At 59.0% G+C, this 18,786-nt stretch carries 22 protein-coding genes; all 22 read right to left on the bottom strand.

Annotated features, from left to right (window positions below):
• The 22 genes from B7E11_RS19230 to B7E11_RS19130 all read right to left on the bottom strand — a co-directional run bounded on the left by B7E11_RS19230 (position 1) and on the right by B7E11_RS19130 (position 18,785).
• Positions 1-840, bottom strand: coding sequence for a CpaE/TadZ family protein (locus tag B7E11_RS19230; RefSeq protein WP_080837596.1), 840 nt, complete (start codon positions 838-840; stop codon positions 1-3).
• Positions 830-1,555, bottom strand: coding sequence for a hypothetical protein (locus B7E11_RS19225; protein ID WP_080837593.1), 726 nt, complete (start codon positions 1,553-1,555; stop codon positions 830-832). The genes B7E11_RS19230 and B7E11_RS19225 overlap by 11 nt, the downstream gene beginning before the upstream one ends.
• 11 nt (positions 1,556-1,566) lie before the next feature.
• Positions 1,567-2,718 carry an SAF domain-containing protein gene (locus B7E11_RS19220; RefSeq protein WP_080837590.1) on the bottom strand — a complete coding sequence of 384 codons (1,152 nt, stop codon included), beginning with the start codon at positions 2,716-2,718 and terminating at the stop codon, positions 1,567-1,569.
• Positions 2,719-2,766: 48 nt separating this feature from the next.
• Positions 2,767-2,997, bottom strand: coding sequence for a hypothetical protein (locus B7E11_RS19215; protein ID WP_080837587.1), 231 nt, complete (start codon positions 2,995-2,997; stop codon positions 2,767-2,769).
• Between the two features lie 49 nt (positions 2,998-3,046).
• Positions 3,047-4,606: an AAA family ATPase gene (locus B7E11_RS19210; protein ID WP_245809856.1), complete on the bottom strand. Its 1,560-nt coding sequence runs from the start codon at positions 4,604-4,606 to the stop codon at positions 3,047-3,049.
• A gap of 46 nt (positions 4,607-4,652) precedes the next feature.
• Positions 4,653-4,847, bottom strand: coding sequence for a DUF5049 domain-containing protein (locus tag B7E11_RS19205; protein ID WP_080837580.1), 195 nt, complete (start codon positions 4,845-4,847; stop codon positions 4,653-4,655).
• Positions 4,841-5,041 (bottom strand): hypothetical protein, encoded by a 201-nt coding sequence (locus tag B7E11_RS19200; protein WP_080837578.1) that lies wholly within the window; start codon positions 5,039-5,041, stop codon positions 4,841-4,843. Before B7E11_RS19200 ends, B7E11_RS19205 begins: the two co-directional genes overlap by 7 nt.
• Before the next feature lie 49 nt (positions 5,042-5,090).
• Entirely contained in the window at positions 5,091-5,888 is a 798-nt protein-coding gene (locus B7E11_RS19195; protein WP_080837576.1) for a DNA adenine methylase, read from the bottom strand.
• A complete protein-coding gene (locus B7E11_RS19190) occupies positions 5,881-6,192 on the bottom strand; it encodes a hypothetical protein (protein ID WP_139787257.1) in 312 nt (103 codons plus the stop codon). The genes B7E11_RS19195 and B7E11_RS19190 overlap by 8 nt, the downstream gene beginning before the upstream one ends.
• 32 nt (positions 6,193-6,224) lie before the next feature.
• Positions 6,225-6,641 (bottom strand): DNA cytosine methyltransferase, encoded by a 417-nt coding sequence (locus B7E11_RS30810; protein ID WP_342744481.1) that lies wholly within the window; start codon positions 6,639-6,641, stop codon positions 6,225-6,227.
• Positions 6,622-7,608 (bottom strand): DNA cytosine methyltransferase, encoded by a 987-nt coding sequence (locus B7E11_RS19185; RefSeq protein ID WP_139787256.1) that lies wholly within the window; start codon positions 7,606-7,608, stop codon positions 6,622-6,624. Before B7E11_RS19185 ends, B7E11_RS30810 begins: the two co-directional genes overlap by 20 nt.
• Positions 7,608-7,883 (bottom strand): hypothetical protein, encoded by a 276-nt coding sequence (locus tag B7E11_RS19180; protein WP_080837570.1) that lies wholly within the window; start codon positions 7,881-7,883, stop codon positions 7,608-7,610. The genes B7E11_RS19185 and B7E11_RS19180 overlap by 1 nt, the downstream gene beginning before the upstream one ends.
• Before the next feature lie 77 nt (positions 7,884-7,960).
• Positions 7,961-8,176 carry a hypothetical protein gene (locus B7E11_RS19175; RefSeq protein ID WP_080837567.1) on the bottom strand — a complete coding sequence of 72 codons (216 nt, stop codon included), beginning with the start codon at positions 8,174-8,176 and terminating at the stop codon, positions 7,961-7,963.
• 6 nt (positions 8,177-8,182) lie between these two features.
• Positions 8,183-9,139, bottom strand: coding sequence for a M23 family metallopeptidase (locus B7E11_RS19170; RefSeq protein ID WP_080837564.1), 957 nt, complete (start codon positions 9,137-9,139; stop codon positions 8,183-8,185).
• Positions 9,140-9,259: 120 nt separating this feature from the next.
• Positions 9,260-9,442 (bottom strand): hypothetical protein, encoded by a 183-nt coding sequence (locus B7E11_RS19165; protein WP_080837561.1) that lies wholly within the window; start codon positions 9,440-9,442, stop codon positions 9,260-9,262.
• Positions 9,443-9,468: 26 nt separating this feature from the next.
• Entirely contained in the window at positions 9,469-11,007 is a 1,539-nt protein-coding gene (locus tag B7E11_RS19160; protein WP_080837558.1) for a hypothetical protein, read from the bottom strand.
• Entirely contained in the window at positions 11,004-13,496 is a 2,493-nt protein-coding gene (locus tag B7E11_RS19155; RefSeq protein WP_080837555.1) for an ATP-binding protein, read from the bottom strand. The genes B7E11_RS19160 and B7E11_RS19155 overlap by 4 nt, the downstream gene beginning before the upstream one ends.
• Positions 13,497-13,557: 61 nt before the next feature.
• Positions 13,558-14,286: a TcpE family conjugal transfer membrane protein gene (locus B7E11_RS19150; RefSeq protein WP_080837552.1), complete on the bottom strand. Its 729-nt coding sequence runs from the start codon at positions 14,284-14,286 to the stop codon at positions 13,558-13,560.
• Between the two features lie 7 nt (positions 14,287-14,293).
• Positions 14,294-14,551, bottom strand: coding sequence for a hypothetical protein (locus B7E11_RS19145; protein ID WP_080837549.1), 258 nt, complete (start codon positions 14,549-14,551; stop codon positions 14,294-14,296).
• 42 nt (positions 14,552-14,593) lie between these two features.
• Positions 14,594-15,415, bottom strand: a complete 822-nt coding sequence (locus tag B7E11_RS19140; protein WP_080837547.1) for a conjugal transfer protein — start codon at positions 15,413-15,415, stop codon at positions 14,594-14,596.
• Between the two features lie 5 nt (positions 15,416-15,420).
• The gene (locus B7E11_RS19135; RefSeq protein WP_080837544.1) at positions 15,421-16,302 is read right to left on the bottom strand and encodes a replication-relaxation family protein; all 882 of its coding nucleotides are present in this window, start codon (positions 16,300-16,302) and stop codon (positions 15,421-15,423) included.
• A gap of 185 nt (positions 16,303-16,487) precedes the next feature.
• Positions 16,488-18,785 carry a type IV secretory system conjugative DNA transfer family protein gene (locus B7E11_RS19130; RefSeq protein WP_080837541.1) on the bottom strand — a complete coding sequence of 766 codons (2,298 nt, stop codon included), beginning with the start codon at positions 18,783-18,785 and terminating at the stop codon, positions 16,488-16,490.
• Between the last annotated feature and the right edge of the window lies 1 nt (position 18,786).

Here is an 18,786-nt window from a genome sequence, read left to right as displayed (position 1 = left end):
TCACTCCCCCTTTCCGCCGAAAAACGGCTTGTTCAGCGCGGCCTGTTCGGCGATCGCCTGCGCCAACGCCCGCACGTTTCGCATGAAATCATGGTTGTCATGATCCCGCGGCGCGTTGCGGTTGCGAAACATAAAGTCGAGCGCGCGGCCCTCTTGTGCGGCATCCATAAAACCGGCGTTATGGGAAACCGGATACAGCGGAAAGCGCAGCTTGCAGCGGCGGGCGACGTTTTTGGCTGTAGACATGGAGCGCCGATCGTACTGGCCGAGAACGAGCAGCCGCTTCTTGCCGTTCAACAAAGGGCTGCTTTCCGGTGAACCGAAAAACCGCTCCAGGACAAAACGGTTTTGATTCAGGCAAACGACCACCGAATCGGCGTTTTGCAAGAGCGCTTGCGTCCATGCGGAGCCCATGCCGCTGCCGCCGTCGATCAGCGTCAGGTCGTAATAGCGCTTGGCCGTATCCAGGAGCGGCGGCAACAGTTGTTTAAGTCCCGGAATGAGCGCTCTGTCCGCTTTGTTCGAACCGGGCAGTAGATCGAGCCGGTCTTTGAGCAGCGGCACGGTGTAATCCCGGATCATCGTCGATGTCAGCTTGCGGTTTTGGGCGAGCCGCACAAGCGCATCGATGCCGGAATCGGTTGCGAATGCTTCGTCCCCGACTTGCGTTCGGCTCCGCACAAACGCCTGCTCGATGGCGGCCCGGCGGCTTTGCAGGTGGCCGAACAAAAGCAGCCGGGCGGAATATTCGAGACCGAGCAGACCGGCGGCGGCGATCAGGTTCGTCGTCGTGCCCGTTTGACCCGGCACCGGACTCCAGAACACGACGTTATGTCCCACGGCGATCCCTCCTTGCCCGCTTCCACGCGGCTTTGATCGTTCGTTCATCCAATCCGGACAGCTGTTTCGCCAGGGACATGACCGTACGCCGGTACGCTCCGGACAACCTTCTCGCATCGATACGGCTATGATGCTGGTCGTCGATTTGGGCGGCAAAATCCCGTTCGTCGTAAGGGATGCGATATACCGGCTCCAGCCACATGGCGGCATTAGGCGCAAGCCCGGCATCGATGTACGACTCCGTTATCGTGGCCTGCATGAAGGGAGACACCAGTTTATAGAACGGCAGCGGCTTCACGGCGGATTCAGCAGGACACAGCCGCTTCATCAGTTCGGCATTTTTATGCATCGCCAGTTTCTCGAAATTGCTGCACCAGACGCGTCTGTCATACGCCGGCAGTTCCTCCCCCTTGACGAACTCGGCATGATCCGTATCGAGCACAAGCACGTCGTAATCGGGCCAATCGCCTTCCGTTTGCTTCATGTAACGATCCAACTGGCCTAAGGTGATGAACCCCCCGGCGACATCGAAGCCTTCGAACTCGGTTACAAAAACGCCCGGACGCTCATCCGAAATCGGCAAATACCCTTGCGTCGATTGCGCCGTTGTCGAATCGACGAGCAGCACCTTTTGTCCGGCAGCAGCGAGCAGTTTGCCAAGCAAGAGCAACAGATGGCTTTTATCCGGCGCTCCGAAAAAGGCGATCTTTTTCATCGCGGCCTCCCTCACGATGCCGGAGCGCCGCTTGACGGCTGACCGAAAATGTCGTCCAACTTGTCTATCTGCGGAGTCTGATCGTCAGGCTTCGAGTTTTCCGGAAGCGGCCCGGCGCCGGGCCCGGAACTTTCCTGCTGCAAAATCGGCGCAGGCGATGACGAAGGATTCGGCGTCATCCCGCTTGTATGACCGTCTGATTGACTGCCCGCCTGCTGCCGCTCCGCCTGATCGTTCTTCCCCGCTTGCTGCACGGCTTGCTGTTGTGCCAATTGTTGCATCGCATTGTTTTGCTGCGTCGTCACGCGCTCGTTTTGCAGCTGCTGCTGAACCGTGACGTTGCCGCTGACAACGCGCATTTTATCCGCGTCGCTCATCGCTTTCAGATGGTTGTCCAGGGTGGCGCGAAGCTGACGGGCGAGCGCCGTTTTCGCTTCTTCCAGCACATTCGGATCGCGTTCCATCAGGTCGAGCACTTTCGGGTTGGACGGGTAGTTGGCCACCGCCGCCTCCTGCATCCCCGGATCGACATAAGGGAGCGCATACAGCCTCGCTCCGTTCAGGTACGCATCGATGATCGCGCTGGAAGCCATCAGGATTTCGGGTTCGTTCATTTCGAGCCAGACGGTCGCGCCCGCAAGTTCCCGGACTTTCTTTTTGCCGAGCACGATAAAATCTTCGCCGGTCGGAAAGCCGATGCGCACATCGACGAGCTGGCCTTTTTGCAGGTTCGTGGGAAGCCCGATGACATTGAACTCCTGCACCCGCAAATCCCGCGGAACGGGCTTGTCCGCAAACAGCATGGAAGCGACGATCGGTGTGTTCGGCTCCAGATCAATTTTGACGATTTTGCCGATCGCCTCCTCCGGCAGTTTCAGGCTGCCCGGGCCGGCCACAACGCTCGGCACCTCCACGCTGCGGACATCCCCGGACTGCAGCGCAGTCCCGGAAGAGACAGTGCGGCTTGCGACGAGAATCCGGGTTTTCGCTGCCTGTTTCAGCGTTTGCAATTGTTCGATTTGCTTTTCATAATGCGCCTGCAGCTGCTCCCGCAACCGTTTCTGCTCTCCCTGCTGCCGAAGGAAAAACACGAATGAGGCAAGCAGCAACGCAAATCCGACGCCGATCGCGGTCAGGACGACCGCTTTTCGGTAACGGTACATCAGTGACACCGGCCATTTCCCCTTTCAAAATCGTAATCCACCGAAAGGCTATTGCTTTTCATAAAACCAGTAGGTGCGCGTGTACAGATCGATTCCTTCTCTGCTCGGGATCCCAACGCTCGCTTTCCCGTTTCCATTCCAACCAAGCCGGTTGGCGGTCGCCACAGCCAGACGATCCGCCTCGCCTTTGTAAATCTCCGCTTGCGTCCCTTCAATCAGAACGTACAATCCGCCGCGGGCATTGATCGGGCATGCTTCTTTCGCTTCCAAAACTTTCATCCGTCTCCTTCCTTTCATCCGACCGGCAAGTGCGTTTGCGCCATTTCGATCAGCCGGGTCGTCCCAAAAACCAGCGCTTCAGTAAGCGACGTCCCGGGTCGGGGCGTTCCGGCTCCAGCCCCATCCAATGATCCGCAAGCTGTTTGATGCGCAGCCGATACGGACTGACCGGCGAACTGGCGATCCAGGTCCCGCTTCGAACCGCTTGGCCGACGGTCGGATCTTCCGGCAATTCCAGCAGCTCCCCCCATGGAAGCTGTTCGCGCCATTGTTCCTTAAGCTCTCGCTCGACCAGCCGATTCCATACCGTAACGATTTCGGGCGAGGGGTGGAGTCGGTCGATGAACGGTTTCATGTTCAGAAGGCTCTCCACACTGGCCGGCTCGTCGGTCGTCATCAGCATGAGCAGGTCGGCTTGCTCCAGCGCCAGCTTGACGCCCGCATCGAAATGGGCCGGAGTATCGATCAGGAGGAGATCCGTTTCCTCTTTCAGAAAGCGCAATACGACCGGCAGTTGCTCCGCTTCCATCCGAAACATTCCCGGCTGACTCGGCGCCGCGACAATCGAAAAGCCCATCTTCACGGAAAGAAGACAGGCCCGGCTTGCTTTCGGATCGTCGATCCGGCAAGCGAGATCGACGATCGTTTTATGCGGTTGGATGCGCAGCATCGAAGCCACGGTACCGTGCATCAGATCCAGATCGAGGACGCAAACCCGGCATCCTTCCTTTGCAAGCAGCGCGGCCAGATGCAAAACAAACGTCGTTTTGCCTACACCGCCTTTGGCCGCATAAACCGCCGCTATCGAAGGAAGTTCCCGGCTTCTTTGGGGAGTGGGGGGCGGCGGGGACTGCGGCCTCACTGGCGTCGCCAACCCGCTCGTCCATCGCGTGGATTCCTCATCCGTTGTGATGGTTTGTCCTTCCGCTTGGCTGTCCCGCGGCTCCCGATCCCCGACTTCCGGGGGCGCCGGCATTGCCGAAACGTTGTCTTGCAAGGGCGTCTTTTCCGGGTAGGCCGCAGGATCTTCATGCACCGCAGAAGTGATCTTGACGGAAGGGCGTTCCGCCAATCGCTGCCGCGCCGCTTTTCGTTGGGACAGCGTTTTGCCCGCATCCGGACGATGGCCCTGTTCGCTCACAGGCTCAGCGTCCGATAACCCCGGATCGCGGATCGAACCCGCCTGCTGCGGCTCCTCCCCGCCAGATGCTTCAGCCGTCGATTCCAACATTCTTCCGTACGATGGAAACGAAGCTGGCGCATCGGTTCCGGCCGGGTCGGACGGACCGCTTTCTTGGAAGCGCAGGAAACGGGCTAAGGCCCGGTCCGGTTCCTCCTTTTCCGTCACTATCCCGGCTGCGCCCAATGCGGCAAGCTCATCCTCCGCAACGTTTTCGTCGCGATCCGACAGCAGCACGATGGGAATCCCTTGACCCTTCAGCAGCCGGACATAGTCCTTCCATCTTCCGACCGCCGTATCGATGACGACAAGATCCGTTTCCCCGGGCATCCGCTCCGAATCATGAACGAATCTGACGTCGCACCCCGACTTTTGCAGCCGCTCGATCCACGCCTTCCGCCGGTGTTGATTGGGACGAAACAACACCACCCGCAAAACCACCGCCTCCTTCCCGCCAACAATGCGCTGGATATGCTTACGGCTCGGCCTCGAATCCCGCGAACACGCCATCCCAGTACCGGTCTTGATGTTCCCGAATCCAGTCGGCTGCCTCGACAAATCCCAGTTTCTCCGCACAGCGGGTAACGCCGGAGATGTCCAGCATATTGACCATTCCCGACGAGCGAACGGCCTTAAGTCCTTCCAACACGTTTTTCGGCACCTTTACCATTGCGGCCCCTTCCTCCCGACAATTTTGTGTCCCTTGTAAAAGACATCCAGCTTGACGCGCTCCGCCAAATAAAGCGCAAACTTTTCCGCTTCCCGGTACGTATCCCGCACGTCCATTTCCTGTACGGATCCGCCATGCTCCAGCACAACCGCAAACTTTTCGCCTTTCGGCTCGATGCGGACCTGATCGTTCACCCGCTGTTCATCCTTTCTTCTCTGCGGTTATCGTCACGGACATTCATGCTCATGACCCTTCCTCCGTTCCGCCGTTCGCGATCTCATAGTTGCGAATCAGCAATTCCTTCGCCGGCTGCCGTCCTTTCGACTGCTTGGCGATCGTGTATCGCGTTTCCACACCTTCGACGACAAACGGCGCGTACCATTCCCGGACCTGCGGATGGTCGTTGATGCTGAGCAGAAACTTGCCGCGAATGGAGCCGAGCAATTCCCGCAATTTCCGGTGATCCTCCTCCGTAAATTTGTAAAGATAGCCGGACAACCCCCAGTACGGCGGATCGCAATAAAAAAAGGCGTCCGGCGAATCGTAACGCGGGATCACCTCCTCGAACGAACGGTTCTCGATATACACGCCGATCAGCCGTTCGTGCGCAACCTTGAACTTTTCCTTGACGTTGGACAAATCGTAAGCCGGTTTGCTCCTTGTGTAGCCCCAATCGTCGGAAACATTGTATTTGCCGCCGAAATGGGAATAGACGCGATAATAGAAATCGTAGGCGCGGGTCACAGGGTCTCGTTCTTCATTCCGCCGCTTCAGGATGCGCTGGAATTCGTCGCGGGCATAAAGCGCCCACTCGAACCTTTGGGCCAGCGTCTCCCAATCCTCCTGGATGACGCGAAAGAAATTCACCAACTCGGAATTCACATCGGCAAATACTTCGACCTTCGACCGTTCTTTCCCGAACAGCACCCAGCCCCCGCCGCCGAATACTTCGGCGTACAATACATGCGGCGGAAAACGGCGGATAATCTGTTCGCGCAGCCGCGATTTACCGCCCTGCCATCGAATCGGGCTTTTAATCAATCGCATTCCCTCCTTCATTCTGCCGCCTTCTCATCCCGGCATGCGAGATGTCGCATGGGTTCATGACAGGCACGCCGGGACCAGCGGTCAACAATCCGGCCAGCAGCAGCTCCGTTACGGTTTGTCCGAAAATATGAACGTTCCCCTGGTCGACATCCAGCAGACGGGCATAGTCCAGCGCATGAGCAAGAGCCTTCTGCGGATCGTTGCAGCTTCCCAAATCGAAAAGATCCTTTCCCGGCAACAGTCCGATGACATGAATGGCTCCCCGAATTTCTTTGACATAAATCTCGATCTTGCGCACATGTTCCCCTCTCTTTCCGAACTGGGCCGGATTCAATGCGGAGTGTCTTTCTTTCGCATTTGATTTTGTCTCCCCGGCGAACCCATGCAGGCGATTCCAGAGTCTGCGTGAAATGCCCGGGCGATTTGCCGCGCCAAACGATAAGCCAGTTGTGGCGGCACAGCGTTTCCGACCTGACGATATTGGGCGCTTAAGCTTCCATAAAAAACAAAAGAATCGGGGAACGATTGAATCCGAGCGCATTCCCGCACCGTAAACCGCCGAGGACGAAGCACATTCGGATGAAAGTGCGCTCCGGCGTAAAATCCGGCTTGCGCTGTAATGGTCGGATTCGGCTTATGCCAAACTCCGGTTTTCTGGCGTCCTTTCAAGTACTTAAACCTCGAAGGAAGCACAGCTTGCAGCGCTTCCTGCGGAATAATACCCCGTTCATCCGCTTGCGAGATCAAGTTCAACACCTGCTCGGAATCGGCTGGAACGGGGCCGTGATTCGGATGCAATCCCGCCGATCGGCTGTGCGCCGTAATGGTATAGGCAGGCCGATCCCACCCGGCCGTCCGGTTTTCCTGCTTGTAGCTCCCTTGATTCCGGACGCTGGAAAACAAGTGACCATGGTGGTTCGGCGGCCACCCCGGATGCGCCAGGTCGACATCTTTTGCCAGATGCGCCGTAATCGTTTTGCTTGGCTGGTCCCATTCCTGAATGTTGCAATCGAACATGGCCACGCCTTTTGCCCGCATTGCGCAGCCGGTTTCGCATGGAAACCGGCGCCGGATTATCGAGAGCATGATTGGCAATCTCTGTTTCTTCGGACAGCGGATCGGGTAAATCGCCTATTGCATCCCGAAGGACCGGGCGGGTCGGATCGGCCTCCGGCCAAGTAAACGAGACGTCAAGATCGCGGCGAAACCCGACGATAAATACCCGTTCCCGTGTTTGCGCCACCCCGTAATGCCAGGCATTGAGCAATTTCCAATCCAGCGTATACCCCGCTTTTGCAAACAGCTCCAGGACGGTGTCAAAATGGACGCGCTGCTTTTTGCTGAGAAGCTCTTTGACATTCTCCATCAGGAGAAAACAAGGCTGGACTTCTTCAAGCAAACGAGCATACTCGTAGGGAAGCCGATTCCGCGGATCGTCCGGATCGTGCTTGCCTGCCACGCTAAACCCTTGACAGGGCGGGCCGCCGATCATGCCGAAAATCGTGTCGCTTCCCGTCCATTTGCGAAGCTCTGCTCCGGTCAGTTGGGATACGTCGGCCTTGACCGCTTTCGTATTCGAATGGTTGCGCTCAAAGGTAAGCAGGGCGGCGGCATCCACGTCAATCCCGACGCGGATATCGAATCCGGCCTGGGCAAATCCGCAGGACAAGCCGCCCGCCCCGCAAAACAGGTCGATGCAAGGCCCAAAAGTCATCAATATTCCCTCGGAAGCAGCGCCGTGGCCACCCAGCGATCGCCGTAATCGTCAAAAATGATCCATATTTTTTCCGGCAAGGCGGCCGGCAGCGTCCCGAGCGTTTTTCCGTCCCCATTGCCAATGAAAACGGTGCTGCCTTTGGGCTCAAACGTGAGAAAGGTGGACTTTGCGCGAAGTTCTTCCGCCTTCCGGAACAAGCTTTCGATGACCGGCTGCGAAAGACCGAGGGCCTTCACACCGCGCGTCATCACTTTTTGAATCGATTTTCCCATCGCTTGACTCCTCCTTCGTTTTTGAACACAAAAAAACGACCCCGCAAGAGATCGCAAGTCCGTTCTTGCCTTTGCATTCAACTGCAATACCTGTAGGAATCCGTCCGTTCGAACCTTCGCCAAAAGTCCGCGGCCTGCGTTTCGTCCGCCAGTTCAACGGCCAGCATTCCTCTTTCGCGGGCGGCGTCCAACTCGCGATAGACGACCGTTCCTCCGCTTTTGGCCACATCCCGCGCATACTGATCCAAATCGCCGTTATGCTCGCATTCGCGGAACCGCAAATGGACGATCATCCTGTCTCACCTCCCGTTTTCCCGGTCAAACCAAAACGATTCCGGATCGACGGATAACCCGTTTTGCGACATGCCCAAATGCAGATGCGGTCCGGTCGATTTTCCCGTACTGCCCACCCAGCCGATCACCTCCCCGCGTGTCACCTGCTGGCCGCGCCGGACGCCGATGCCGGACAAATGCCCGTAAAAGCTCTGGATGTTGCCATCATGCTGCAGGCGAACCAAATTGCCGTATCCGCTGCTGCCTGTGGTCGCCTGGGTTACGGTCCCGTTTTGGATGGCCATGACCGGCGTGCCCCGTTGCGCAGGGATGTCGATCCCGTCATGAAACGCGCCCGGCTCGCCGGTGACCGGATCGGTCCGGTAGCCGTACGGACTGGAAACGGCCGTGTAGCCAACGAGCGGCCACAGCCAGTTTCGGGACAGGATCAACATGGCGGCGTATTCCGCTTCCTTCGCATGAACGAGCGCCACGTCGCTCGGATTTAAAAACCATGCTTCCAGCGCCGCATCCGTCTCAAGCGATGCCGAGCGCAAATAGTTGGCGAGCGAGAAGATGGCATCGTACGGGTTATCCGGGTCGATCTCCCCGTCCCCGTCGCCGTCCACTTGATACGCATCCCATAACAGGCGGGGAAAGCCAAGTCCGCCGATCGAATCGATCCGCCAGGCTTTCTCCGCTCCGAAGTCGGTCGTGATTTTGTGAATCGCGGCGAGCCGCGCCCACAACGCCCGTTCGTTTTCGGCCTGTATATAGATCGGCAAGAGCGGTGCGGGAATATCGAACGTCTGATTGTCCGGAACCGGAATCCCCTCCATCGAAGAATCCGACGAACCGACCAGCGCGCCCAGCAGGACAAAAGCCAGCAGCAAAACGAGCAAAATCATCCCGAGTCCGGCGAATCCCAAACTCCCGACGACCCACCAGACCATCTTCTTCTTTACCGTTCCGCTAATGTCCATCGCGATCCCGCTTCGACGGCGCCCGTTTTTCGCCGGTTTGGATTCGCCGCTTCAAATCGTTGGCCAATACCGCCCCATCGTTTGCCGCGTTCATGGTCGTCTCCTCCCCTCGTGATTCGGTTATGCTTTTTCGTACTCGTGCATCATGACGGAGTCATCCAACACATAGCCGTTGAACGTGATCTCCAGCGCTTTGTCTCTCGCATGGCCGCGTTTCACCATATCCTCCACCACAAAACGGAGCAGCGCATCCTTTTTCACCAAACGCTCCATCTTTGCAGGATCGTACATGGGCTCGTACATGTGCACCCCTCCCTTCCGGATTTCCGTTACTTCAGCCTGTCGATGATTTTTTTCGCCGCAGCTTTCGCTTTCCTGGTCCGCTCCTTCGTGTTCTGCCACGACTGCCTGGCTTCCGTCACATGGTAGACGATCTCCTTCTTTGAGGACTCGTACATTTCATGCGGCGTCGGCGCCTGAAAGATGCCGAGCAATTGCTTCAGGATTTTCTTGCGGAACAAAAAGGCGCAGAAAAACAGCAGCGCCACAAAAATTTGCTGCAGCAGCAAGAGGCCGGAGCCGCGCGCTGCCACATCGGCGACCAGCAGCACAAACCCCATGTAAAAGCCGTAAACGACCTTGGTGCCGAGCGTGCCGATCAGCCAGCCAGCCCAGCGGCGCGCAAACGCAAACCCGCGTTCCGGAAACAGACCGAGCAGCAGCACGACGGGCGCCAGAATGAGAATCGCCAGCGCCATTTCCTGCGCCAAAATGAGGATGAAGGAAACCGTGCCGACAAAAAGAAGCAGCATGAGGGTCGCGGTCAAGGAGAGCGCCGCCACCAAACAGCGGATCGCCGCCGAGCCGCCCATGAACAGCGCCGCCGCCTCCGCATGATCGCCGTGGTCGATTTTCGCGTCGCCCATGACTTTGCGCAAAATATCCCGCTGCACACTGCCGGGCGCATATTGCCGCAGCCAGTGCGACCACGCGTCCCCGGACTGTACGCCGATGGTCACTTCCTCCTCTTCGGCCCGGTCCTGAATCGCCTCCACTTCCCCGGCGGTCATGCGTACCGCGTTCGCGTCCTGCCGGTTAAATTCGCCGATGATCCAGGGCCGGTCCACAAACAGCTTCCACAGCCGGTTCGACGTGGCCAAAAGCTGCTGATCCGCCGCGTTCGCCAGTCCCGCATCCAGCTGCTCTCCGGTTACCCGCTGGTACGGCGCGGCCAGCGTGCCCATCGTCACCTGCGTCAGGTTGTCCATCGTTTGCGATACCGCCCGGATGCTCTGCCCGGCATGGGTGAAAAACCAGTAGCTGCCGATCAGCACGACGATCGAACCGATTACGCCGGACATGAGCCGGGTCGTCTGGTTGTTCCAGTACCCGACTTTCACCATCCAGGCCGCCAGCAGCACGAGCGCCCACGGCAAAAATTTGCCGAACAGGCTCGTCCGCAGCCCGTCCATGATGGGGAGGATAAGCGACAGTTGTTCGTTGATGAGATCGGTGTGAAAACCGAGCTGCATCAGAAAAATGCAGAGCCGCGCAATAAAGGCGCTCAGCATGAACAAGATGTTGGCCATCCAGTTGAGCAACAGCGGAAACGGGTTGTTCAGCTTCGGACGCCATCCGCTCCATTCCACCAGATCATAGCCCAGGTCCCACGTATAGTTGTCGACCGGGTACTGGCGATAGTCGAGCGTCCGGTCGCCGGGTTCGATCCCCATTTCGCTTTCACCCGGCAGCAGTTGATCGAGCATGTCCGCGGGCGCTTCGGCAAAGGCGGTTGCCGGACCGAGCAGAGCAGCCAAACAGGCGAAAATCAGCGTGAGCAAAAACGCGCAGCGGCCTCGGCGTCTCAACGGTTCTCCCTCCTTTCCTTTACAGCGGAATCCGGCGTCGTGTTGAACACCGTGAGCAAATCGTCCGGCGTCGGCTCGATATGCACCCGCCCGATCCGGCCGGTAATGTCTTTCATGTAGCAGTCCCCGGCCTTCAGTTCGCGGAACGCCTGAATCATGTCCTCGTCGTCCGGATCGAGTCCCAGCAGCGTCAGGTTGTCGGCAATCGCCCGCGGATCTTCGGTCCGGAAACAAAAAATGGAGCCGAGATTGTTTCTCGTCTCCTCCTCCGATACGTCGCCCGGGTTTTGCGTCGCGAGCAGCGGCACCACCTGAAATGAACGGCCCATGCGGATAATTTCGTCGATCAGCAGCGCGCCCTCCGGAAACGCGCGCAACATCCACGACTCATCGATGCCGAAAATTTTGAGCTGGTCGTTCGGACTGTAAAACATGTACTCGCGCCCGAGCGCAGCCACCAAATACATGATGCCAAGGCCGAACCGCTCGTTCGGCGTGAGCGCCTGCTGCAGCCGTTCGCTGCGCTTTCTGGGCAGCGGCAATCCGGCCAGCGTAATGACGATAAACCGCGCGCCGCTCACGTTCGCGTTCTCTTCCCCGTCGCGGGCGAAAATAAACTTGCCGAACGGGCTGCGCGAGTACGACAGCAGCCGGTTCACGCAGCGCCGCGCCTCCACCCGGATCGCTTCCACGGGCGAGTCCGCCGCGATTTGCTCCAGTTCCCGCATGAACACGTGCAAGTCCCGTTTGCGCTGTTCGAACGTTCGTTCGACGGCCTCCATGATCGCGTCCGCGCGTTCGTCATTGCGCGTCCCCTCCAATAACAAGCTCAAAAAATCCAGCACGATCCCGTGCGCCCGTTCTTCGCTTTTCGACATACGGAACGGGTTGAACTTCGTCGCCGATTCGGCGGCAAAGTTCAGCCGGAGCATGTTTTCGCGAATGTCCGGGATCAGCGCGAAGCACGCGTCTTCGTTTTTCGGATCGATGGAGAAGACGATGCCGCCCTGATTGTATCCGTGGTAGAACAGCGTCTTCTTCAATACCGATTTGCCCGAACCGAGCGTGCCGACGATGACGATGGCGCCGGAGCGGTTCAGTTCCTTCGACATCGGCCGTTTCAGATCGAGCAGCACCGGAATGCGGTGCAGTGTCCGCCCGATGTAATCCCCTTCGGGATCGCCGATCTCCCGGGAACCGTGCAGCATGCCTGCCGCCAGAAACTTCGGGTCCATCGGAATGCGGTTTTGCTTGTCCATCGGCGAAGCCGGTAAAAAAAGCTGAAAAGCTTTCGCCTGATCGGCCGGAGAACGGACGATGCGAATTTGCCTTGTGGCGTACAATTGCAACAGCTGCGCCGCGCGTTCCTCCAGTTCCTTGCGGGAAGCGGCCGAGACGTTCAGCCAGGTGGACGACCAGACGAGCGGCATTCCCTTTTGCAGTTTGTTCTCCAGCACCCGGCCGCGCTTGCCCGCCCACTCCAGCGTGATCGGCGTTTCTTCCGCCGCTTCCTTGTACTCCCGCCGCTGGTCGCGAAGCACTTTGCGATTTCGCTGCAGTCCCCCTGCCGCCTCGTGCGGCGTCTGCACCTGAAAATGAAGGCTCACTTCGGCCGGAAACGGAAGGTCTTCGAGCGCGTACAGCCACTCGTCGCCGATGGCGTCAATTTCCTCCGGCACGTCGACGACCGAGAAAAACGCCTGAAAGCTTCGCGAGCTTTCTTCTTCCCGATCGTCATGGTACACAATGAACGTCTTCATTTTCTCCTCGCCCACCAAATCGGAGGCCAGCAGGATCGGCAACGATTTTTTCGGGCGCAGCAGCACTTTTTCTCCCCGCACCCGAACCTCACCCATCGTCTCCGGCGTCAGCACGAGTTCCGGTTCCTGCGCCAGCCCACGGAAAAAGCCGCGCCGCAGCAGCCACTCGATCTCTTGCGGACCGCATCGTTCGCCTTGCAAATGATGGTTCACCTGTTGAAATTGCAAGCTTTCGGCAGACTTCGCCATGTGAAGCCGCTCCAGCTCCAGTTCGCCGCGCTGGCGGTACCAGAACTGTTCGGTTACGCTTCGCCCCAGCGCGCCGGCGAGCGCCTTCAGCGTTTCCCCGGTTTTGCGCAGACCGGACAAATCCACTTCCGGAAGCTGCTTTTGCACGGCGGACAGCTGCAAAATGAGATAAAGCGACCGCTGCCACGGACGCCGTTCGGCAAACCGCTGCATGACCGCTTTCACGTATCGCTCATGCTCTTTGCCTTGCCCCGTTCGCCGCCGTTTCCAGCTGCCGGCATCCATCATCCGGGTGACGGACAGCAGTTGGCCGCTGCCGTGGTAGCTGTGCAAAAATTGCTGCATCTGGCCGACCGTGCCCCGCTTTTTCTCCGCGGACTGGTACGCATAGGCTTTAAGCGGAACTCGGTACACCGCCCACGGCTTCAGCAAGGTGTCAAACAGAAGGTTTTGTTCCCAGTACAGAACCGGGCATTTCAAGCCGTTTCACCTCCCTTCCGCGCATGAAGGGTCTTCCCGATCCGGCGATTTCCGCCGGGATTCACGGTTCGTCAAGCTTCCGGAACATGACCTTGCTGCATCCGCTAACCTTCCATATCTCCTTGTGGTTGTCTCTCTTCTCCCGAACCATTTGCAAAGGCGATGCCGTGGTCCAGGTCATCGTTTTCCGTTCCGTCCCTTCGAGCAAGGCAGGCGGTGCAATCGCTCGTCTGGCGGATCTCTTCAGCGGTGCGATCGACAGCTTGCCGCTTCGGCTGCGCCAGCGAATGCGAACCTTCGGGGGAAGGACAAGCATGTGCATCCCCTTCACCGTTCCGAGCAACCGCCCGCTTGCGCCGCGCCATTCCTCCAGGCCGTTTTTCGGCGCCATCCGTTCAAACGGGCGGCAATGCCCCACAATCCGGATGCGGCTTGTCCCTCCCGGCTGGCGGACCGCCTGCCAGCGGACGAACCATTTCGGCCGAATCAGAAAATGAAGAACGTCCCGCAAATACCGCGGCACCGTTTTGCCCGCCGGATCCAGCTTGACCGTGTAATAGGCGGCGGCGATCGGACCCAGCGCCATGATGATCGCGCGGTCAAACGGGAGCACCCAGGCAAGCACCGGAAACACGTAGCAGAAGACGAAAAAAACGACGATATACACGAGCCACATCACAACGCCGTCCTGCCGGATCGGCATCCAGAGGCGAATATCCCCCACGTGGTAAATGAGCGGCCGGACCCGGTACAAAGCGCGGTACGACTCCACTTTTTCGTGCTCGTCCATCCCGGCTTCAGCCCCCCGTCGTATCCGTCAGCCCATCGACGGAGATGCCGAGCGTCTTCAGCACATAGAGCGCAAGGTACTTGGCAATGCCGGGCGCGAACACAAAAATGCCGAGAATGACCGACAGCATAATGTGCGACCAGAGCCGGTTCGTCTCCCCGTTGGCATACATTTTGACGCCCCGGTAAATCGCAATCGTCAGAAAGACGGCTTGCAAAATTCGCTTCAGCACGAGAAGCCCCGTGTTGACGAAATCCCCTTCCATGCTTCCCCCTCCCTCGTTTCGTTTAGTAGCGCGTGCGGATGCTTACACCGAAAGGCCGCTCACAAAAAACTTCCCGTTCTCCTCCGTCACCGTCAGCTTCCACGCTTGCGGCCATCGGAAGCCGGTCGCCGCATCCTGCGCAATAAAGGTAGCCGTGACCGTATACGGACCGCTCCCGGTCGCCTCCAAACGCTCCAGCGACAGAAAGTGAATCCGGCCGGCAAGCGGTACGAGATGTGCTTCGGCAGTGATGTAATTGAGCAGGCTGGCCGCATCCTTCCCTTCGCACATCGCCTTGAGAAAACTTTCGATGGCCGGGCGCATCCGCTGTTTCACTTCGGCCGGAGCAACTGCCTCCCCGCTGCCCGAAGGCGGGACAGCGGGCGGATCATGCAGCGGACGAAGAAGCGGCAGACCGGTGACGACTGCGCCTTTGGAGACTTGCGCCCACACCGGCACCTCGACCTCCCAGTTCACCCGCTCCGGATTTCCGGCGATGACGTGCACCCGCACGATGAAGCGCGATCCGCCGCCGGTAGCCAGCGAAACGAACTCTGCAGCGGTCACTTGCTGCCGCTTCGTTTTTTGTTCGGCCTGCAATGCGGCGATGCGCGCCAGCGCCTCCGGGTTGACGTAAGGTTGCAGCCGTTCAAGCCGTGCCTCGGAGGGCTCCTCGCCGTCCCATTGCATCCATTCGCGGGCAAACCCGACGGCCGTTTCGATCGCCATTTGCCGCTCGGCGATTCGTTCCAGCAAACCCGGCGCCGGATCGGTTTCGCTACGCAGCAGCGTCCCCACGGCTCCCAGACACGAAACGGCCAGCATCGCCCACAGCAGAAGCTTGGGCAGCACGCGAAACGTCATCCGCCTCACCTCCTGATCAGGATCGGGGGCCGATCCCGGGGCTGCTTGCCCCAAAGCGGCTCGGGCGTGTCTGCAAGCGGCGGCAAGAGCGGCATGTCCCGCAAGCGGACCCGCTGTCCGCCGCTGCCGAGCCACCGCGCTTCCTCCGCCCCGTGTCGTTGCCATTCCCGTTCCGCAATCGCCCAAACGTTGGGGAGCCGCGCATAGCGGAACGTCCCTTTTTGCAGCGCCTCCCAAATCTCGATCAGCGTCCGGGGCCTGCTTTCGATTTTCGTTACAAAGAGCACCTGCACGGCGTCCACCTTCGCCCAGATCGTCGGCAGCAGGATCCCGTAATGGAGCATTTTTTCTTTCAGCCGCCACATCGTTTCCGTGCCGGTGTCGTACTCCAGATGAAACGCCAACCGGCCGGCGCCGGGAAACCGGTACATCCCGAAACCGTCCGGCTTGACCGGCGCGCTCTTTTTGCCCGACGGTTTGGTTTGCACGTACCGTTCCGCGGCCGATCGCGGATCGAGCCATTCGATCAAACCTTCGTCCGCACGGGGGAGGCTGGCTCGAATCAACTCCGTAAAAAAAGCGTTCGTGCCATAAAAATGCTCGATTTGCACCGGTCCCGCTTCCCACGCCTTCGCCCGAAACACCGCCTCGTCGCCGGCCAGGCCGGCCGCGCCCCTCGCTCCTTTGACTGTCAGCGTATACCCGACATGGTTCCGTTTCAGAAACGGGAGGGGAACGGAGCGGACCAGCCCTTCCGGCCTGAGCTGGCTCATGATGTTGTGCATCGTCTTCGGCCGGTAATGCAGGCTGATCCCCAGTTGCCCGGCGGTGAGCAGCGTATGGCGGTACAGCATGACGAGCGTTTCCTTTTTGGCTTCGTAGTACATCGGCGGCTCCTCCTTTCCCCCTCGGCATGTGTGAGATATCGTCGGGCACGAGCCGGCGCCCACTTGTCGCGACGCACCGCGCCGGATAGCCGCTTGGGGCATCGGCAATATTCCCTCGATCGTTCCCTCCAGACTGCCCTCGAACTTGCTCTCCAGACCGCCCTCCAACTTGCTTGCTGCGCCGGTCACTTGAAGATGGCCCCGTCTTCGATCGCAACAGTCGTTTCGGACAAGCCGAAACGTCTCATTTCCCGCTCGACGTCCTCGATGGCCCGTCCATCGTTTTGGTCCGAATACGCCCACGCTTCCCGGATCCGGTCTTCATACCGGACCGTCACCAGCTCGTTTTTGACAGTAAACAGCTCCACCCGTCCTTCGTGGCCTTTCGTGCGCACGATGGCGTGCAGTTCGGCCAGGTTCATCAGGTCGGCGTTCGTCACCTGGGGCTTCAGCCAGCGCGACAGTTTGTCCGCATCCGGCCCGCCCAGTTGCAAGAGCATGAGCGTGCCGACGTTGCCGAGAATGGCCTCCAGGATGCGGTCGGACAATTGCGACAAGTATTGCGTGGCCAAAAAAAGCGCGAGACCGAACTTGCGGTCTTCTGCAAGTATTTTCGTCAAAATGTCCGTCGCAAACAGATGGATCTCGTCGGCGAAAAAGAAGTGCGCCCTGGACTTGTGCTGCGGCCGTTTGCGGCAGGTGAAATGGTAATCGATGAAAAACAGGCTGGCCAATATTTTGAGCAAGTCCGGTACGCAGCCCGAGCCGTCGATCAGCACGATGTGGCCGTCATCCATCGCTTGCCGCGTATCGATGCTGCTGCGAAGCTGGCCGAGCATCCGCCGCGAGGTCGGGTACGTTGTCAACGCACCGAGCTTGTTCAGAATCGGACCGAGATGCTCGCCGACGTTTTTGATTTCGGCAAACTCGTGCGTCCAAAAGTGAACGAGGTGCATGTCCAGCTCCGGCAGCAGTTTTTGCCGGTACGCCTCGTTATGGAAAATGTCCACGATGCCCAGCACCGTTTGCGGCGGCACGGACAGGAGGCTGAGCACCGCATTCCGCAAGTAATGTTCAGCCCGTGGCCGCGAACCCGGAAACAATTGCTGCAGCGTCGTGACGAATTCCCCCGTCAGGCTTTCCCGCACTTCGGCATGCGCGGCTTGAAACAGGTTGAAGCCGCGCGGCCGTTCGGTGGCTCCGAGCGGAATGATGTGCAGCTTCGGGTACAGTTCCTTCGGAATGCAGCTGAGCAGCGTTTCGATCGCCCCGCCGTGCGGATCGAGAAACGTAAAGCCCGGCGCCTCATCCGGCTTTCGCTCCAAATCTTCGACCATGCGGCTCATGACCGAGAGCAGCGTCGTCGTTTTCCCCGAGCCGGTCGTCCCGGCGAGAAAGGCATGCTTGAGCATCTGGTTCACCGGCAAACAAATCTCCTGATCCGTTCCCGGCACGTTGCTTTTCCCGATAAACAGTCCTTGGATCAGCCCTACCGGCGCGGGCACGATTTTCGCATGCATCTTTTCCATATGCGCGGCGGCCGGATCGCCGAAAGCGGGAATGCGCAGCCAATAGCCGAGTTCTTCCGATGTAAACAATAGCCGCTTCGACGGCACGCCGGGCGCAAGCGTCGCTTTTTTGCCCCGAACGGGTCGCAGCACGATCCCGTTGCCGCTTCGCATCGATTGCAGCATGTCGTTCATCGCGTGCAATCTCGCTTTCGCGGCAGGAGAACGGATGAGCGCACGAAAGCCCGTCCATAGCCCGATTTCGTCCTCGTCCTGCTTGCTTTGCAAGGAACGCAGCACGTTCTGCTGATGGAGGGTCAGTTCCCGCGGCCTTCGTTTTTCCCTTTGGTTCGTTTGCATTTCCCGCCAGATGGCCCGTAGCGACACCGGCTCATTCGCGGGGGAACGCAGCCAGTTTTCGGCTTTGCGGACGCGGCGTTGCAAAAGCCGCTTGCCCGCCGGCGCAATTGAAAGTTCCAGCCATACCTCTTCGCCGGCTTTCAGTTCGCCACCGCCCATCGCCGCGATCATCTCGCCCACCGGATCCTTTCCTTCGGGACGAATGGCCGCGATCGACAACGCCCCTTTATAAGCCGGACGTCCTTCGGCGACAATCACGTGTTTGCCCGAACCGGCCTGAAACACAGGCGCTTCGACCGGGAGCAAATAGATCCCGTGCACCTGTGTCTGAAACCCGGTGCGAAAACCCAACCAGCGAATGTCGGGGACAGAAAAGTACAATCGTACGCGTCCGGCAGGTCCAACGCACCGGATCACGAAACGAAAGTATAACTGTCCATGCCGAAGACGCTGGAACTTGGGATGACCGAGCTGGCTGATATGCCGGGCAAAACGCGCCGCTTTGGAGAAATCCACCGGCGCGGCGTCCAGGGAGGGCATCACTTCGAACCAGAGCGTTTGCCTGTGCTTGCCTTGTCCCGGCTCGCACCAGCGCGGAAACAAAAAAGAGAGCATC

Origin of the sequence: Cohnella massiliensis, assembly GCF_900169535.1 — a bacterium.
Classification (GTDB): domain Bacteria; phylum Bacillota; class Bacilli; order Paenibacillales; family Paenibacillaceae; genus Cohnella; species Cohnella algarum.
This window is presented reverse-complemented; position numbering and strand designations above follow the sequence as displayed.

Bases quoted from the DNA above. Each gene is read 5' to 3' on its own strand.
- B7E11_RS19225 (WP_080837593.1), bottom strand. From the start codon at position 1,555: ATGAAAAAGATCGCCTTTTTCGGAGCGCCGGATAAAAGCCATCTGTTG.
- B7E11_RS19220 (WP_080837590.1), bottom strand. From the start codon at position 2,718: ATGTACCGTTACCGAAAAGCGGTCGTCCTGACCGCGATCGGCGTCGGA.
- B7E11_RS19215 (WP_080837587.1), bottom strand. From the start codon at position 2,997: ATGAAAGTTTTGGAAGCGAAAGAAGCATGCCCGATCAATGCCCGCGGC.
- B7E11_RS19205 (WP_080837580.1), bottom strand. From the start codon at position 4,847: ATGGTAAAGGTGCCGAAAAACGTGTTGGAAGGACTTAAGGCCGTTCGC.
- B7E11_RS19185 (WP_139787256.1), bottom strand. From the start codon at position 7,608: ATGACTTTTGGGCCTTGCATCGACCTGTTTTGCGGGGCGGGCGGCTTG.
- B7E11_RS19180 (WP_080837570.1), bottom strand. From the start codon at position 7,883: ATGGGAAAATCGATTCAAAAAGTGATGACGCGCGGTGTGAAGGCCCTC.
- B7E11_RS19175 (WP_080837567.1), bottom strand. From the start codon at position 8,176: ATGATCGTCCATTTGCGGTTCCGCGAATGCGAGCATAACGGCGATTTG.
- B7E11_RS19170 (WP_080837564.1), bottom strand. From the start codon at position 9,139: ATGGACATTAGCGGAACGGTAAAGAAGAAGATGGTCTGGTGGGTCGTC.
- B7E11_RS19165 (WP_080837561.1), bottom strand. From the start codon at position 9,442: ATGTACGAGCCCATGTACGATCCTGCAAAGATGGAGCGTTTGGTGAAA.
- B7E11_RS19150 (WP_080837552.1), bottom strand. From the start codon at position 14,286: ATGGACGAGCACGAAAAAGTGGAGTCGTACCGCGCTTTGTACCGGGTC.
- B7E11_RS19145 (WP_080837549.1), bottom strand. From the start codon at position 14,551: ATGGAAGGGGATTTCGTCAACACGGGGCTTCTCGTGCTGAAGCGAATT.
- B7E11_RS19140 (WP_080837547.1), bottom strand. From the start codon at position 15,415: ATGACGTTTCGCGTGCTGCCCAAGCTTCTGCTGTGGGCGATGCTGGCC.
- B7E11_RS19135 (WP_080837544.1), bottom strand. From the start codon at position 16,302: ATGTACTACGAAGCCAAAAAGGAAACGCTCGTCATGCTGTACCGCCAT.
- B7E11_RS19130 (WP_080837541.1), bottom strand. From the start codon at position 18,785: ATGCTCTCTTTTTTGTTTCCGCGCTGGTGCGAGCCGGGACAAGGCAAG.